General features: G+C 66.1%; 16 protein-coding genes and 1 pseudogene. 9 read left to right on the top strand and 8 right to left on the bottom strand.

The features are described 5' to 3' along the window. Nucleotides 1-84 precede the first annotated feature (84 nt). Nucleotides 85-2,136: a M13 family metallopeptidase gene (locus tag ACWPV3_RS09110; RefSeq protein WP_453977663.1), complete on the top strand. Its 2,052-nt coding sequence runs from the start codon at nt 85-87 to the stop codon at nt 2,134-2,136. Nucleotides 2,137-2,210: 74 nt separating this feature from the next. On the opposite strand, the gene ACWPV3_RS09105 is transcribed toward ACWPV3_RS09110, so the two are convergent. Both ACWPV3_RS09105 and ndk read right to left on the bottom strand, forming a co-directional pair. Then, nucleotides 2,211-2,411 carry a glycine zipper 2TM domain-containing protein gene (locus ACWPV3_RS09105; protein ID WP_292086013.1) on the bottom strand — a complete coding sequence of 67 codons (201 nt, stop codon included), beginning with the start codon at nt 2,409-2,411 and terminating at the stop codon, nt 2,211-2,213. A 129-nt stretch (nt 2,412-2,540) separates the two neighbouring features. After that, nucleotides 2,541-2,960 carry a nucleoside-diphosphate kinase gene (ndk, locus tag ACWPV3_RS09100; RefSeq protein WP_313454183.1) on the bottom strand — a complete coding sequence of 140 codons (420 nt, stop codon included), beginning with the start codon at nt 2,958-2,960 and terminating at the stop codon, nt 2,541-2,543. A gap of 146 nt (nt 2,961-3,106) precedes the next feature. Between ndk and ACWPV3_RS09095 the strand changes: the two genes are divergently transcribed. Together ACWPV3_RS09095 and ACWPV3_RS09090 are read left to right on the top strand one after the other, a co-directional pair. After that, entirely contained in the window at nt 3,107-5,020 is a 1,914-nt protein-coding gene (locus ACWPV3_RS09095) for an ABC-F family ATP-binding cassette domain-containing protein (protein ID WP_453977662.1), read from the top strand. Continuing rightward, nucleotides 5,017-5,265, top strand: coding sequence for a DUF2164 domain-containing protein (locus ACWPV3_RS09090; RefSeq protein ID WP_292086016.1), 249 nt, complete (start codon nt 5,017-5,019; stop codon nt 5,263-5,265). The genes ACWPV3_RS09095 and ACWPV3_RS09090 overlap by 4 nt, the downstream gene beginning before the upstream one ends. Before the next feature lie 60 nt (nt 5,266-5,325). Here ACWPV3_RS09090 and ACWPV3_RS09085 read toward each other — a convergent pair whose 3' ends face one another. Further along, complete coding sequence (locus ACWPV3_RS09085; protein WP_039243756.1) at nt 5,326-5,547, bottom strand: DUF3126 family protein; 222 nt, start codon at nt 5,545-5,547, stop codon at nt 5,326-5,328. A 133-nt stretch (nt 5,548-5,680) separates the two neighbouring features. On the opposite strand from ACWPV3_RS09085, the gene ACWPV3_RS09080 reads away from it, so the two are divergent. After that, entirely contained in the window at nt 5,681-6,241 is a 561-nt protein-coding gene (locus tag ACWPV3_RS09080; RefSeq protein WP_453977661.1) for a hypothetical protein, read from the top strand. 4 nt (nt 6,242-6,245) lie between these two features. On the opposite strand, the gene cysE is transcribed toward ACWPV3_RS09080, so the two are convergent. Both cysE and ACWPV3_RS09070 read right to left on the bottom strand, forming a co-directional pair. Next, the gene (cysE, locus tag ACWPV3_RS09075) at nt 6,246-7,073 is read right to left on the bottom strand and encodes a serine O-acetyltransferase (protein ID WP_453977660.1); all 828 of its coding nucleotides are present in this window, start codon (nt 7,071-7,073) and stop codon (nt 6,246-6,248) included. Between the two features lie 20 nt (nt 7,074-7,093). Then, on the bottom strand, nt 7,094-7,723 hold the full coding sequence (locus ACWPV3_RS09070; RefSeq protein WP_453977659.1) for an NUDIX domain-containing protein: 630 nt from the start codon (nt 7,721-7,723) through the stop codon (nt 7,094-7,096). A gap of 45 nt (nt 7,724-7,768) precedes the next feature. Between ACWPV3_RS09070 and ACWPV3_RS09065 the strand changes: the two genes are divergently transcribed. Together ACWPV3_RS09065 and ACWPV3_RS09060 are read left to right on the top strand one after the other, a co-directional pair. Further along, nucleotides 7,769-8,362: a nitroreductase family protein gene (locus ACWPV3_RS09065; RefSeq protein WP_453977658.1), complete on the top strand. Its 594-nt coding sequence runs from the start codon at nt 7,769-7,771 to the stop codon at nt 8,360-8,362. Nucleotides 8,363-8,434: 72 nt separating this feature from the next. Next, nucleotides 8,435-9,097 carry a DedA family protein gene (locus ACWPV3_RS09060; RefSeq protein ID WP_453977657.1) on the top strand — a complete coding sequence of 221 codons (663 nt, stop codon included), beginning with the start codon at nt 8,435-8,437 and terminating at the stop codon, nt 9,095-9,097. Here ACWPV3_RS09060 and ACWPV3_RS09055 read toward each other — a convergent pair. Beyond that, nucleotides 9,069-9,898 (bottom strand): annotated as a pseudogene (locus ACWPV3_RS09055) (DUF817 domain-containing protein). The gene ACWPV3_RS09060 and the pseudogene ACWPV3_RS09055 sit on opposite strands and share 29 nt — an antisense overlap. A 79-nt stretch (nt 9,899-9,977) precedes the next feature. On the opposite strand from ACWPV3_RS09055, the gene ACWPV3_RS09050 reads away from it, so the two are divergent. Further along, entirely contained in the window at nt 9,978-10,493 is a 516-nt protein-coding gene (locus tag ACWPV3_RS09050) for a type II toxin-antitoxin system PemK/MazF family toxin (protein ID WP_453977656.1), read from the top strand. Nucleotides 10,494-10,633: 140 nt separating this feature from the next. Here ACWPV3_RS09050 and queF read toward each other — a convergent pair whose 3' ends face one another. Then, nucleotides 10,634-11,095 carry a preQ(1) synthase gene (gene queF / locus ACWPV3_RS09045; RefSeq protein ID WP_312734603.1) on the bottom strand — a complete coding sequence of 154 codons (462 nt, stop codon included), beginning with the start codon at nt 11,093-11,095 and terminating at the stop codon, nt 10,634-10,636. Between the two features lie 317 nt (nt 11,096-11,412). Between queF and ACWPV3_RS09040 the strand changes: the two genes are divergently transcribed. Both ACWPV3_RS09040 and ACWPV3_RS09035 read left to right on the top strand, forming a co-directional pair. After that, nucleotides 11,413-12,339 (top strand): NAD(P)H-dependent flavin oxidoreductase, encoded by a 927-nt coding sequence (locus ACWPV3_RS09040; RefSeq protein ID WP_292086026.1) that lies wholly within the window; start codon nt 11,413-11,415, stop codon nt 12,337-12,339. 28 nt (nt 12,340-12,367) lie between these two features. Next, nucleotides 12,368-13,051, top strand: coding sequence for a porin (locus tag ACWPV3_RS09035; protein WP_453977655.1), 684 nt, complete (start codon nt 12,368-12,370; stop codon nt 13,049-13,051). 12 nt (nt 13,052-13,063) lie between these two features. Here ACWPV3_RS09035 and ACWPV3_RS09030 read toward each other — a convergent pair whose 3' ends face one another. Next, nucleotides 13,064-14,227, bottom strand: a complete 1,164-nt coding sequence (locus ACWPV3_RS09030) for a cystathionine gamma-synthase (protein ID WP_453977654.1) — start codon at nt 14,225-14,227, stop codon at nt 13,064-13,066.

The raw sequence follows: 14,227 nt of genomic DNA, 5'->3' as shown, positions 1-14,227 counted from the left end.
GTCCGAACATTACAAAAACGTCATGCGACAGACCGCCGCACCGGCGCGATGGTGCCGCCGACCAAAATCGGGACCAAATCTTTCATGACTCGCATTCGTCTGATGGCCGCCTGCTCGGCCTGCATCGTCGTCGCCCTGACCGGCGGCGCGGCCTCGGCTCAGGACCATTCGCACGGCGCCGCCGCTGCGCATCCTTTCGGAACCTGGGGCTTCGATCTGGCCGGACGCGACATGACGGTGAAGCCGGGCGACGACTTCAACGAATACGCCAACGGCACATACTTGCGCACGACCGAGATCCCGGCGGACAAGGCCCGCTTCGGCCCGTTCGACGTCCTGTACGAAAACGCCCAGGCCCAGCTGAAATCCATCATCGAGGCCAGCGCCGCCAACCCCGTCAACGCCAACGCCCAGAAGGTCGGCGCCCTCTACGCCAGCTTCATGGACGAGGCCCGGATCGAGCAGCTGGGCGCGACGCCGCTGGCCGCCGACCTCGCCGCCGTCAAGGCGGTCAAGGATCACGCCGACATGGCGCGCCTGATGGGCGATAGCCACTCGGGCTTCGGCGCCTCCCTATTCGGCATCGACGTGTTCGAGGACCTGCAGAAGCCGGACATGAACTCGGCCTATCTGGGTCAGGGCGGGCTGGGCCTGCCGGATCGCGACTATTATCTGAAGCCCGACTTCGCCGCCCAGCGCGAGGCCTATCTGGCCTATCTGACCCGCACTCTGACGGCCATCGGCTGGACCGATCCGGCCAAGTCCGCCGCCGACATCCTGGCCTTCGAAACCAAGGTGGCCGAGAAACAATGGACCACGGTCGAACGCCGCCAGATCGACAAGCTGTACAATCCGGCCAAGGCGACGGACCTGCCGACCCTGGCTCCCGGCGTCGACTGGGCCGCCTTCCTGTCCGGCGCCAAGGTGTCGGACGTCGAAACCCTGGTGCTGATGGAGAACACGGCCATCCCCGGCATCGCCCAGGTGTTCGCCGACACCCCGATCGAGACGCTGAAGGCCTGGCAGGCGTTCAATGTGGTCGATCAGGCCAGCCCCTATCTGTCGCAGGCCTTCGTCGACAGCCGCTTCGAGTTCCGGGGCAAGACCCTGCGCGGCCAGCCCGAGAACCGTCCGCGCTGGAACCGGGGCGTGGCCCTGGTCGACGGCCAGCTGGGCGAGGTCCTGGCCCAGGAATACGTCCGCCTGCACTTCCCCGCCTCGTCCAAGGCCCAGATGGAGACCCTAGTCGGCAACATCCGCGACGCCATGACCGAGCGGCTGAAGCACGTCGATTGGATGAGCGAACCGACGCGCGAACAGGCCTTGTACAAGATGTCCAAGTTCGGGGTGAAGATCGGCTATCCTGACAAATGGCGCAGCTATGACGGACTGGAGCTGAAGCCCGACGACCTGTACGGCAACGTCGAACGCTCGGCCGCCTTCGAATGGGACTACAAGCGCGGCAAGATCGGCAAGCCCGTCGATCCGCTGGAATGGGGCATGACGCCCCAGACGGTGAACGCCTATTACAACCCGCCGCGCAACGAGATCGTCTTCCCGGCCGCCATCCTCCAGGCGCCCTTCTTCGATCCGAACGCGGACCCGGCCGTCAACTATGGCGGCATCGGCGCGGTGATCGGTCATGAGATCACCCACGGCTTCGACGACCAGGGGCGCAAGTCCGACGGCGACGGCGTGCTGCGCGACTGGTGGACGCCGGAGGACGCCGCCCGCTTCGAGGAACGCGCCAAGGTGCTGGGCGCCATCTACGACAAGCTGGAGCCGATCCCCGGCATGCACGTGAACGGCGAGCTGACCATGGGCGAGAACATCGCCGACCTGGGCGGCCTGCTGCTGGCGCTGGACGCCTATCACAAGTCCCTGAACGGCCAGCCGGCGCCGGTCATCGACGGCCTGACCGGCGATCAGCGCGTCTTCCTGGGCTGGGCGCAGGTCTGGCGCGAGAAGTCGCGCGAGGCGGCGATGAAGGAACAGCTGACCACCGATCCCCACTCGCCCGGCCCGGTGCGCGCCGCCACCTCGCCGCGCAACATCGACGCCTGGTACGCCGCCTTCGGCGTGTCGCCCGACCAGGAGGAATATATCGCGCCCGACGCCCGCGCCCGCATCTGGTAAGGGGCGCGAGCCGGACGCAGAAAAGGCCCGGAGCGACGCTCCGGGCCTTTTTCCATTTCGGGGAAACGGAGGTCTTAGCGGGGCTTGGTCGCCGCACCGGCCACGGCGCCGATGGCGGCGCCCGCCACGGTCGAGCCCGTGTTGCCGCCGACCGCCTGCCCGACCACGGCCCCGCCGATGGCGCCGGTCGCGGCGCGTTGTTCCATGGTCGTGCCGCAGGCGGCCAACAGGGCCAGCAGGCCGACGACCGGGGTCACTTTCACAAGGGTCTTCATGGCGTTTCTCATCTTCCGTTGAGGAAAGGTCTCCACGCCATAACAAGAAAGCCCCGCGTCCGGTTCCGGACGCGGGGCTTCATGGATATCGCTAGGCTCGGGACGCGGTCCCGAGCGCGGCTTCAGCGCTTAGCCGACGATCTGGTCGTCGGTGAAGAACTGGGCGATCTCGATCTTGGCGTTGTCCAGGCTGTCCGAGCCGTGGACCGAGTTTTCGCCGATCGACAGGGCGAACTGCTTGCGGATGGTGCCTTCGGCGGCCTGTTCTGGGTTGGTGGCGCCCATGACTTCGCGGTACTTGGCCACGGCGTTGTCGCCTTCCAGCACCTGCACCACGACCGGCTCGGCGGTCATCTGCTCGACCAGTTCGCCGTAGAACGGACGCTCGGCGTGGACTTCGTAGAATTTCTTGGCTTGCTCGGTGGTCAGCTTGACGCGGCGTTGGGCCACGATGCGCAGGCCGGCGCCTTCGATCACGGCGTTGATCGCGCCGGTCAGGTTGCGGCGCGTGGCGTCGGGCTTGATGATCGAGAAGGTGCGTTCGGTCATGGAAGGGTGACTTCTTGTTTGGGAGTTTGAGGGTCGCGGGCTTATAGCGACGACCTCCCGAGTTTCCAACTGTCCCTTTTTCATGTCTGACGGCCCGTCGCCCGGCGATAGGCGGCCATCGGACGATCTCAGATTTCGATCCCTTCATGCTCCAGATCAACAACCTGACCCTCAACGCCTGGGGCCGCCAGTTTCTGGACGACGCCTCGGTCAGCCTGCCGCCTGGCGCCAAGGTCGGCCTGGTCGGCCGCAACGGCATCGGCAAGTCGACCCTGTTCAAGGTGATCCTGGGCGAACTGGCCGCCAACGGCGACGAGATCACCCTGCCCAAGACCGCCCGCATCGCCTCGGTCGATCAGGAGCATCCGGCCACCCCCGTCAGCGTCCTGGACACGATTCTGGAGGCCGACCTCGAACGCCACGACCTGATGACCCGGCTTGAAACCGCCGATCCCGAGGAGATGGGCGAGATCTGGGGCCGTCTGATCGAGATCGACGCCGAGAGCGCCCCCGCCCGCGCCTCCGAAATCCTGGTCGGCCTGGGCTTCAGCCAACAGGACCTTCAGCGCCCCATGTCGCACTTCTCGGGCGGCTGGCGGATGCGGGTCGCCCTAGCCGCCGCCCTGTTCGCCGAGCCGGACATGCTGCTGCTGGACGAACCGACCAACTATCTGGACCTGGAAGGCGCCCTGTGGCTGGAGGCGCGGCTGAAGAAATACCCGCACACAGCCCTGATCATCTCCCACGACCGCGATCTGCTGAACGCGGTCTGCACCCACATTCTGCAGCTCTCGAACCGCAAGCTGGAACTCTACACCGGCAACTACGACACCTTCGAGCGCACCCGCGCCGAAAAGCTGCGCCTGCTGGAGGCCACCAAGGCCAAGCAGGACGCCGAGCGCGCCCACCTTCAGAAGTTCGTCGATCGCTTCAAGGCCAAGGCCTCCAAGGCCGCCCAGGCCCAGTCGCGCGTCAAGAAACTGGAGAAGATGGAGCGGATCGAGCTTCCCCCCGAAGAACGGGTCGCCCCCTTCGTCCTGCCTTCGCCCGACCGTCCCCTGCCCCCGCCCCTGATCCGGCTGGAGAAGGCCTCGGTCGGCTACGAGGACGGCAAGCCGATCCTGAAGAACCTGAATCTGCGCATGGACCTGGACGACCGCATCGGCCTCCTGGGCGTCAACGGCGCGGGCAAGTCCACCTTCGCCAAGCTGATCGCCAAGGCCCTGTCGGTCCAGTCGGGCGAGTTCCACCGCGACGGCAAGATGCGGGTCGGCTGGTTCCACCAGCATCAGATCGAGGCGATGGACCCCGAGGACACGCCGCTGCAGATCATCCTGCGCGCCATGCCCGAGGCTTCGGAGAGCAGCCGCCGCAGCCGCCTGGCCCAGTTCGGCCTGCCCTTCCAGAAGCAGGACACCAAGGTCGCGGCTCTGTCGGGCGGAGAACGCGCGCGCCTGCTGCTGAACCTGGTGGCGATGGACGCCCCCCACATCCTGATCCTGGACGAACCGACCAACCACCTGGACATCGACAGCCGCCGCGCCCTGCTGGACGCCCTGAACGAATATACGGGCGCCGTCATCCTGATCACCCACGACCGGTCGCTGATGGAGCTGGTCGCCGACCGGCTGTGGCTGGCCGCCGACGGCACGGTGAAGCCCTTCGAGGGCGACATGGACGACTACGCCAAGTTCGTGCTCGACCGCGCCAAACAGGCGGGCATCAAGCCGTCGCAGGTGAAACACGAACCAGCGAAGACGCCTGAAGCCAACACTGATGCCCCTCAAGCAGCAAGCGCCCGCGGCGCGAGCGATAGGGGCCAGAAAAAGAGCGGCCCCTCCCCGTCGACCCTGCGTCATGCGGTCAAGAAGGCCGAGGAGACCATGGCTCGCCTGACCGCCGATCTGGCCCGGCTGGACGACGATCTGGCCACCGCCGCCGTCAACGACCCCAAGGCGCTGGAGGGCCTGACCCGCGCCCGCGCCAAGGCCCAGGCCGATCTCGACGCCGCCGAAGAAGCCTGGATCGCCGCCGAGGAAGCCTTGGCGGAGGTCGCATGAAGCCGATCGCGTTCACGAAGGAGGAACGGGTCGCCGCGACGGCGAAGCTGCGCGCCTATTTCCGAGAAGAACTGGACCAGGATCTGGGTCAGTTGCCGGCGGACATGCTGCTGGATTTCATCGGCCGGGAGCTTGGCGCGGCCTTCTACAATCGCGGCGTCGCGGACGCCCAACAGCTGGTGCGTCAAAAGGCCGAGGATATCGTCGAGGCCCTGTATGGCCTCGAACGCGCCGGCCCGCGCTGAGGGGCGGCTCCAGGCGCGCCGTTAAGCGGGCCGCGTCGTCGCGGCCCGCCCGTAAAGTCGTCAGGCCGGCAGGTCTTCGGCCAGGATCGCCATTTCGAACATGAACGAGCCTTCCTCGTCCTCGTCCTCGAAGACGATGCCGATGAACTCGTCGCCGACATAGACCTCGGCCGAATCGTTCTGCTTGGGACGGGCCTTCACGATGATGCCGCCGGTGTTGAAGGTGCGCTTGAGGTGGGCCTCGATGCGCTTCAGGTCGGTGTCTTTCACGGGTGGCCTCATGGTCTTGCGTTGGCCGCGGACCCTAGAGACATCACGGCGTCAGGGAAACCGGCATCACGCATTTTCCGCTCAAGCTCAGGGTACGGCAGTGGATCATTGCCGTTACGAGCAAAGTCCGCTCATCCTCGACTCCATGAGACACTTCGCCGGTCTGATCGCGTTCACCGCGCTCCTTGCAGCCTGTCGGGCTCCCGCCCCGGCCGCCCAGCCTGAAACGACCACTTTCGACCTTGCGACATTCGAGAAGACTTACTTTTGGGATTTGGCTTCGGCTGAATGGGCCTCATCCCCCACTCTCGTAATCGCCGAAAAAGACAGCTTCTATCCGAGAGTTCCCTACGTCCAGATCGCTATTGTCTGCCGAAAGGACGGAGCTTTGGATGTGTGGGGAGACGCTTACGGTTTCGCCACGGACGTGGGCGGCCCCGCGTCTCTGATGCCGGTATTTGGGTTACGAAGTCCCGGCGTCTCGATGATGGCCGAACCGATTTGGGAGCATGGAGGATTTAGCAAACACGCCAGCTATGTCCTGCATCCAACTCGAGGGCAGCGGGACCGCCTGCTCCAAGGCGAGTGGTTCGAGGTTGCGGCTGTTTATGCAGACGGGAGCGGAACGGTCAGATATCCGCCGCCACCGTCAGAAATGGCGAAGAATTTTGCCGCCCGATGCGACGCATTGTCTGCGGCTGGCTGACCTGTCAGATCACGAAGTCGTACACGACCTCGGCCAGCGTATGATCCATCGTCCGGGCCGGCTCGGCGCCGGTGGGGCAGTTGACCAGGCGCGCGGGCACGCCCGCCACGGTGCAGCCGGAAGGCACGTCCTTCAGCACCACCGAGCCCGAGGCCACCTTGGCGTAGTCGCCGATGCGGATGTTGCCCAGCACCTTGGCCCCCGCGCCCAGCAGCACGCCCTTGCCGATCTTGGGGTGGCGGTCGCCGCGCTCGGCGCCCGTGCCGCCCAGGGTGACGTTGTGCAGCATGGAGACGTCGTCCCCGACCACCGCCGTCTCCCCGATCACGATGCCGGTGCCATGGTCCAGAAACAGACCCTTGCCCATGCGCGCCGCCGGATGGATGTCCAGCTGGAACAGTTCGGAAATCCGGCTCTGGAAGTGAAAGGCCAGGGTCTCGCGCCCTTGTCCCCACAGCCAGTGCGCCACGCGCCAGCCCTGCAGCGCCTGGAAGCCTTTGAAATACAGAAACGGCTGCAACAGATTGCGGATCGCGGGATCGCGTTCGGCCACGGCCTCCAGGTCCGCCTCGGCCGCCTCGACCATGGCCGGATCGGCGACGAAGGCCGACAGACAGACCTCGCGCACCGACATGGCGCTCATTTCCCCGTCGGCCAGCTTGCGCGCGATCTGGAAGCTGAGGGCGCCCGCCAGGTCGTCATGGGACAGGATCACGGCGTTCATCTGAGAGCCCAGCTGCGGCTCCTCGCGCGCCGCCGCCTCGGCCGAGGCGCGCAAACGGCTCCAGACGGCGTCCGGTTCAGCCTGCGCGACGATTTCCAGCTTGGCCATGCCTGGCTCCTTCGCCCCCATCATAGCCGGCACAGCAAGGCCCGCGCCAGCGCCTCGGGCAGGGCGCCGGTCATCGCCATATGGTAGGCGCGATAGGCCGTCGCCACCGTCAGCATGTCGCGCACCGTCCCGCGCCCGATCTCGTCCAGCAAGTCCTGGAACGGCACGCGCACGACCGTGATGACCTCGCTGGGGTCTGGCGCCGTGGCCGTCTCGCTCAGCCCCCAGGCGATCCAGGTCATGCCGATCTCGTCGGTGATGGAGTTGGACATTTCCACGCTGAGCGCAGGCGCCCAGTGTTCGGCGACCAGTCCGGCCTCCTCGGCCAGTTCGCGCCGAACGCCGTCGAACGGATCTTCCTCCAGCGGCGCGCCCCCTTCGGGCATTTCCCAGGAATAGTTGGCCAGGGCGAACCGCTGCTGGCCCACCAGAGTCACGGTCCCGTCGTCGTGGACCGGAAGAACGCCGGTTCCCACGTTCTTGAACCGCACCACGGCGTAGTCGGCCTTCATCCCCGTCGGCGCCGTCGCCGGGTGCCGCGTCAGCGCCATCCACGGGCTGTCGAACACCGTTTCGGTCCCGTCGCTGCGCCAGGCGGGCGGCTTGGCCAGGCCCTGGGCCCAGCGGGGTTGCTTGTCGGAATTGCTCATGGTCCGGGTATGGCGGATGCGAGGGCGAAAGCCTAGCTAGGCCCCATGACCGACCTGACCGACGCCCTGCCCCTGCCCGTCCCCTCGCCCGCGTTTCTGGACCGGCTGGCGACCCGCCGTTCGGCCCCGGCCCAGGCCCTGATCGCCCCCGGCCCGTCCGAGGCGGAACTGGACCGGATCCTGACGCTGGGCGCCCGCACCCCCGACCATGGCAAGCTGTTTCCCTGGCGGTTCGTCGTGCTGGGCCCGCAAAGCCGCGCCCGGATCGCCGAAAAACTGACCGTCCTGGCCGAGCTGCGCGACAAGCCGGCCAAGGATCAGGCCGTCCTGGCCAAGCTGACCGCCGCCCCCGTCACCGTCCTGGTCGTCTCCGCGCCCGTCCCCGACTCCAAGCCGATCTGGGAGCAGGAATTGTCGGCCGGCGCCGTCTGCATGAACCTGGAGCACGCCGCCGGCGGCTTCGGCTATTCCGCCAGCTGGATCACAGACTGGTACAGCTACGATCCCCAAGGCGCCGCCCTGTTCGGCGTGGGCGAAGACGAACGCATCGCCGGCTTCATCCACATCGGCACCCTGGCCGAACCGCCGCTGGAGCGACCCCGCCCGGAAATGTCGGCCAAGGTCACACGCCTGCCGTAAGACGGCGGCATAAGGTCGCTTCCCGTCGGTTCACCCTCGACCGGCGCCGCCTTTCTCCCCAAGGCCATCCGTATGGAATCCGCGTTGCAAGCTGCTGGCGACTTCATCGCCCGCCATCATATGTGGGCCGGCGTCCTTCTGGGCCTGGTCGTCTTCGTCGAATCCCTGGCGGTCATCGGCGCCTTCGTGCCCGCCACCGGCTTGCTGATCGCGGCCGGCGGCCTGATGGCGGCGGGGGTGCTGGATCCGGTCAACGTCATCGTCGGCTGCATCGTCGGGGCCGTCCTGGGCGACGCCATCAGCTTCTGGGCCGGACGCCGGCTGGGCGTGCGCTTCCTTCAGCGCCCGATGTTCAAGCCGCACCGCCGCCGCATCGCCTGGACCCGGCTGTACTGCCGTCGCTACGGCGTGCTGTCGATCTTCGTCGGCCGCTTCTTCGGCCCCTTGCGCGCCTTCGTGCCCCTGACGCTGGGCATGCTCCGGATGCGCCAGCGCGCCTTCCAGTTCGGCAATGTCGCGTCCGGGATCGTCTGGGTCCTGGCCATGCTGGCGCCCGGCTATCTGGCCGCGCAGGGATTGGCGCGGATGGAGCTGCTGACCGAGGCGCACGGCACGACCCTGCTGCTGGGCGGCGTGGCCCTGGCCATCCTGGTCGTGGCGGTGGTCTATCGGCTGGTGAAGGCGCGGCTGGTCCGTCGCTCAGCCGTCATGCGCGGCGCGCTTCAGGGGCGCTGACCTCCGGCTCGGGACGGTGCACGATCGACACCAGCACCACCGAGATGATCATCAGCAGGAACCAGCTGCCCAGCTTGGCCAGAGACACCATCTCCCAGCCGGCCGCCTGCCCCGGATAGACCCAGGCCCGCCCCAGCGTGCCCAGGTTTTCGGCGAACCAGATGAACAGGGCCACCAGGAAATACCCCAACAGCAGCGGCATCGACCGCCGCGTCCGATCCGCCGTGAAATAGAACCAGCCCCGCCCGAACAGCAGCGCCGTCCCCGCGAACAGCGCGATGCGCACGTCCGGCAGCCAGTGATGGGCGAAGAAGTTGACGTAGATGGCCGCCGCCAGCACCCAGGTCGTCCAAAGCGGCGGATAGTGCCGCACCCGGATGTGGAAGATGCGCTGCACCCGCGCGATATAGCTGCCCACCGCCGCATACATGAAGCCCGAGAACAGCGGCACCGCCCCGATCCGCAGCAGACTGTCCTCGGGATAGACCCACGACCCGTGCGCGGTCTTGAACAGCTCCATGATCGTGCCGGCGACGTGGAACAGGAAGATGACCCGCGCCTCCTCCCAACTCTCCAGCCGGAAGGCCAGCATCGCCGCCTGGATCAGAACCGCCCCGACGACCAGAAAGTCGTAACGCGACACCGCCGCATCGTCGGGCCACACCTGCCATGTCCCCACGATCAGGGCCAGCATCAGCCCCCCGAACAGACACGCCACCCCTGCTTCAGCCCGAACCACAGGAACTCATAGGCCTGGCGCCGCGCCCACGACCCATCCGCCCACGCCTCCGCCCGCGTCATCAGACGACGGCCCCAGGCTTCGAGCGGGAGGCGCTTGTCAGCCATTGTGGCCCACCCAAATATCATCCAGGATTGTTTCATGAACAATCCCAGGAAGGCAGGAACGCTGTCTGCAAGCCAGAGCGTCAAGGATGCTCTTTCGCAACGCACGCCCCCTCCCGCCAAGCCTAAGAGACTGCCCACGACCACTCTCAAAAGCGGCACACGGGTAGGCGAAGTCTACTGGTGCGATTTTTCGCATACGAATCTCATCCCCGAGTTCGATTCGGAACACCTTGTCGTGGTGATCAAATCCGCCAAGCTGAGCGACGCCTCGCTTGTGGTGCCTTTGACGAAGCGTGATCAATCCTCGAGTCCGCACGGGTACAAGCTCAAGCACAATCCCAACGAACAAACGGCTGATGAATCGTGGGCCGTCTGCGACCACATCTACGCCGTTTCTGCAGGTCGCCTTCGCCAACTCCGCAACGCCGCCAATCAGGTCCGCAAGCCGTTCACCCTCGACCCGGAAGATATCGAGCAAATCAGCCGAAGGGTTTTCCAGGTACTGAGTCCCTTCCTTCAAAAGGGCGTATCCGCCTCCCCCCGCTCCTAGCCATAGGGCTTGATCGTCGAAGACCCACGGCCTATATAGGAAGCACGGTTTCGGCCGCGGGGGCCCGCTGCCCCACGCCTCTTCGGAGGCATAATTCCAATAAAGCCGGTTCCTTCGAGAACCGGCTTTATTATTTTCACTCACCCCCGCCCGCGATAGGTGGGCACGCCCTGGTCCGGCAGCCACAGCCCCTCGGGCGGGGCGCCCGTCTGCCAGAAGACGTCGATGGGGATGCCGCCGCGCGGATACCAGTAGCCGCCGATCCGCAGCCATTTCGGGGCCAACAGGTCGGCCAGGCGGCGGCCGATGGCGACGGTGCAGTCCTCGTGGAAGGCGCCGTGGTTGCGGAAACTGGTCAGGTACAGCTTCAGACTCTTGCTTTCGACCAGCCAATCGCCCGGTGCATAGTCGATGACCAGATGGGCGAAGTCGGGCTGGCCCGTCACAGGGCACAGGCTGGTGAACTCGGGCGCCGTGAAGCGCGCCAGATACAGGGTGTCGGCCTGGGGATTGGGCACCCGCTCCAGCACCGCCTCTTCCGGACTGGTCGGGGCGGCGGTCTGGGCGCCGAGTTGGCTGAGGCCTTCGGTATAGTGGGTCATGGGTGCCATTTAGGCCCTTGCGCCCCGCTTGAAAATCCTCCCCCGCCGGGGGCAGATCAGTCAGCACGCCCAAAGCCGCGAAAACTGTCTCGCCTTTTCCAAAGCTTGTCCAAAACGACCGCCCATCTGCGCGCCCCGGTCGCAAACGGCCTTAGAATGCCGCCTCGCGCGTCCCGCCTGTCGGACTGTTCGGACTGGTTGGACTCTTCGGACTGTTCGGACTCTGTTTTTGCCCATCCGGCGCCGCGACGCCGGACCATTTGCCTTCCCCGGCGACATCCCGCTAAGCGTAGCGAAAGAAAACCAAGGAGACGCTCGTGGCCATTCCCGCTTCGCTGCAAAAGGGCCTGACCCTGCCGGTCATTTCGGCGCCGATGTTCCTCGTGTCCGGCCCGGACCTGGTGGTCGAGGCGTGCAACGCCGGCGTCATCGGCACCTTCCCGTCCCTGAACCAGCGCACGACAGAGGGCTATCGGGAATGGATTCATGAGATTCGCAGCCGCCTGAAACCCGAGGCCGCCGCCTTCGGCGTCAATCACATCGTCCACCCGACCAATCCCCGGCTGATGGCAGACCTGACGGTGTCGGTCGAGGAGAAGGTGCCGCTGATCATCACCTCCCTGGGCGCGGTGCGCGACGTGGTGGACGCCGTGCATGGCTATGGCGGTCAGGTCTTTCACGACATCGCCAACATCCGACATGCGCGAAAGGCGGCCGAGGCGGGCGTGGACGGGCTGATCCTGGTCGCCAACGGCGCGGGCGGCCATGCGGGGATCATCAACCCGTTTGCTTTGGTCAATGAGGTGCGCAGCTTCTTCGACGGGACCATCATCCTGTCGGGCGCGATCTCGACCGGTCAGGACGTGGCCGCCGCCCTGATGCTGGGGGCCGACTTCGCCTATATGGGCACCCGCTTCATCAACACGACCGAGGCGATGGCCGTCCCGGCCTACAAGCAGATGATCATGGACAGCGGCGCGACCGACATCGTCCATACGCCGGCCGTGTCGGGCATCCCGGCCAACTTCATGAGCAAGTCGCTGATCGACAACGGCATCGACCCCAAACACCTGCCCGATCACAAGCTGGACATGGGCGACGAGGCCAAGGCCTGGAAGACCGTCTGGTCCGCAGGACAAGGCGCGGGCGCCATCCACGACGTATTGCCGACCGCAGAGCTGGTTCGTCGGCTCTCGGACGAATTTTCAGCCGCCTGTAAGGATTTCGACAGAAAGCGTCCCTAGATGGAGGAAATCATTTTCGAGGTTTCCAATGTTCCGTTCCCTGACGATCGCCGCCATGCTGGTCGCCGCCGCCCCCGCCGCCGCCTTCGCCCAATCGGGCGGTTCCTGGTCGTTCGAGGTCGGCGCCGGAACGGACAACCGCTCCAAGGACGCGTCCAAGTCGGGCAACGACGGCTACGCCTACGGCTCGGCGACCTGGGAGAGCGGCGACGGCCTGTTCTACGTCATGCCCAGCGTCCAGACCATCCAGGGCGGCGGCTCGAACCTCGAGACCATCCTGACCGCCGGCTATCAGCCCGAGGCCTTCGGCTATCAGTTCGACGTCAATCTGGCCTACAAATACCGGATCGACGCCAACCCCGGCTATGACGACGACACCTGGGAAGTGACCGGCAACGTCAGCCGCGCCATCGGCCCGGCCAAGGCGCGCCTTCAGGTCCAGTACTCGCCGGATCAGGTGGGCGCCGCCAGGGCCTTCACCTGGATCGAGGGCCGGCTTGGCTGGACTTTCGATCCGAAGCTCAGGGGTTCGGTCGCCCTCGGCCGGCGCGAGCAGAACAATGCGCCGGACTATACCGGCTGGAACGCCGGCGTGACCTACGCCCTGACCGACGCGCTGGACCTTGATCTGCGCTACTACGACACCGACGCCCATACCTTCGGCGAACAGTATGAAGACGCCCTGGTGGCCAAGGTCAGCTTCGGCTTCTGACCCCTTCGGCGGTCAACCCAGGGCCTGGTCCAGGTCGGCGATCAGGTCCTGAACATCCTCAACGCCGACCGACAGCCGGATCAGGTTATCGGTCACGCCGCCCGCCTCGCGCACCTCTTTCGGGACGCTGGCGTGGGTCATGATGGCCGGGTGGTTGACCAGGCTTTCGACCCCGCCCAGCGATTCCGCCAGGGTGAAGACCTGAACCCGCTCCAGCACGCGCTTGGTGCGCTCCAGATCGCCGTCCAGGATCACCGTCACCATGCCGCCGAACCCGCCGTGCATCTGGCGCGCGGCCAGATCATGCTGCGGGTGGGCGATCAGGCCGGGATAGATGACCTTGGCGATCCCCGCCCGCGTCTCCAGCCAGCGGGCGATGGTCAGAGCGTTTTCGCAGTGCGCCTTCATCCGCAGCGCCAGGGTCTTCAGCCCGCGATTGGCCAGGAAGGCGTCGAACGGCCCCATGACCCCGCCGACCGAGTTCTGCAGGAACTTGATACGCGTCGCCAGATCGGCGTCGCCCGTGACCAGCACCCCGCCGATGATGTCCGAATGACCGTTCAGATATTTGGTCGCCGAGTGCATGACCACGTCCGCGCCCAGGCTCAGCGGCTGCTGGCAGAAGGGGGTGGCGAAGGTGTTGTCGACAATCAGCAAGAGGCCGTGCGCCTTGGCCACCTTCGACAGGGCGGCGATGTCGGCCAGCTTCATCAGCGGATTGGTCGGCGTCTCGACCCACAGCATCTTGGTCTTGGGCGTGATCGCCGCCTCGACCGCTGTGATGTCGCTCAGGTCCACATAGGCGAAGTCCAGCCCCATCGAGCGCCGTCGCACCCGCTCGAACAGCCGCCACGAGCCGCCGTACAGGTCGTCGCCGGTCACGACATGATCGCCCGCGTCCAGCAACTCCAGCGCCGTCGAGGTCGCCGCCATGCCCGAGCCGAAGCCGAAGCCGTGCGTGCCGCCCTCCAGATCGGCGACACAGGCCTCGAACGCCTCGCGCGTCGGATTCTTGCCCCGCGCATACTCATAGCCCTTGTTCACCCCAGGGCTTTCCTGGGCGTAGGTCGAGGTGGCGTAGATCGGCGTCATCACTGCGCCCGTGGTGGGATCAGGACGCTGTCCGGCATGGATGGCGCGGGTCGAGAAACCCTGGCTGTTCTTCTTGTCGCTCAT

This window comes from Brevundimonas sp. Marseille-Q4549, from assembly GCF_976940555.1.
Note: the sequence above shows the minus strand (reverse complement) of the source record. Positions and strands in the feature narration are given on the sequence as shown.

What these genes read in the sequence shown, in the direction of transcription:
- ACWPV3_RS09110 (WP_453977663.1), top strand. Translation starts at nt 85, where the DNA reads ATGACTCGCATTCGTCTGATGGCCGCCTGCTCGGCCTGCATCGTCGTC.
- ACWPV3_RS09105 (WP_292086013.1), bottom strand. Translation starts at nt 2,411, where the DNA reads ATGAAGACCCTTGTGAAAGTGACCCCGGTCGTCGGCCTGCTGGCCCTG.
- ndk (WP_313454183.1), bottom strand. Translation starts at nt 2,960, where the DNA reads ATGACCGAACGCACCTTCTCGATCATCAAGCCCGACGCCACGCGCCGC.
- ACWPV3_RS09095 (WP_453977662.1), top strand. Translation starts at nt 3,107, where the DNA reads ATGCTCCAGATCAACAACCTGACCCTCAACGCCTGGGGCCGCCAGTTT.
- ACWPV3_RS09090 (WP_292086016.1), top strand. Translation starts at nt 5,017, where the DNA reads ATGAAGCCGATCGCGTTCACGAAGGAGGAACGGGTCGCCGCGACGGCG.
- ACWPV3_RS09085 (WP_039243756.1), bottom strand. Translation starts at nt 5,547, where the DNA reads ATGAGGCCACCCGTGAAAGACACCGACCTGAAGCGCATCGAGGCCCAC.
- ACWPV3_RS09080 (WP_453977661.1), top strand. Translation starts at nt 5,681, where the DNA reads ATGAGACACTTCGCCGGTCTGATCGCGTTCACCGCGCTCCTTGCAGCC.
- cysE (WP_453977660.1), bottom strand. Translation starts at nt 7,073, where the DNA reads ATGGCCAAGCTGGAAATCGTCGCGCAGGCTGAACCGGACGCCGTCTGG.
- ACWPV3_RS09070 (WP_453977659.1), bottom strand. Translation starts at nt 7,723, where the DNA reads ATGAGCAATTCCGACAAGCAACCCCGCTGGGCCCAGGGCCTGGCCAAG.
- ACWPV3_RS09065 (WP_453977658.1), top strand. Translation starts at nt 7,769, where the DNA reads ATGACCGACCTGACCGACGCCCTGCCCCTGCCCGTCCCCTCGCCCGCG.
- ACWPV3_RS09060 (WP_453977657.1), top strand. Translation starts at nt 8,435, where the DNA reads ATGGAATCCGCGTTGCAAGCTGCTGGCGACTTCATCGCCCGCCATCAT.
- ACWPV3_RS09050 (WP_453977656.1), top strand. Translation starts at nt 9,978, where the DNA reads ATGAACAATCCCAGGAAGGCAGGAACGCTGTCTGCAAGCCAGAGCGTC.
- queF (WP_312734603.1), bottom strand. Translation starts at nt 11,095, where the DNA reads ATGACCCACTATACCGAAGGCCTCAGCCAACTCGGCGCCCAGACCGCC.
- ACWPV3_RS09035 (WP_453977655.1), top strand. Translation starts at nt 12,368, where the DNA reads ATGTTCCGTTCCCTGACGATCGCCGCCATGCTGGTCGCCGCCGCCCCC.
- ACWPV3_RS09030 (WP_453977654.1), bottom strand. Translation starts at nt 14,227, where the DNA reads ATGAGCGACAAGAAGAACAGCCAGGGTTTCTCGACCCGCGCCATCCAT.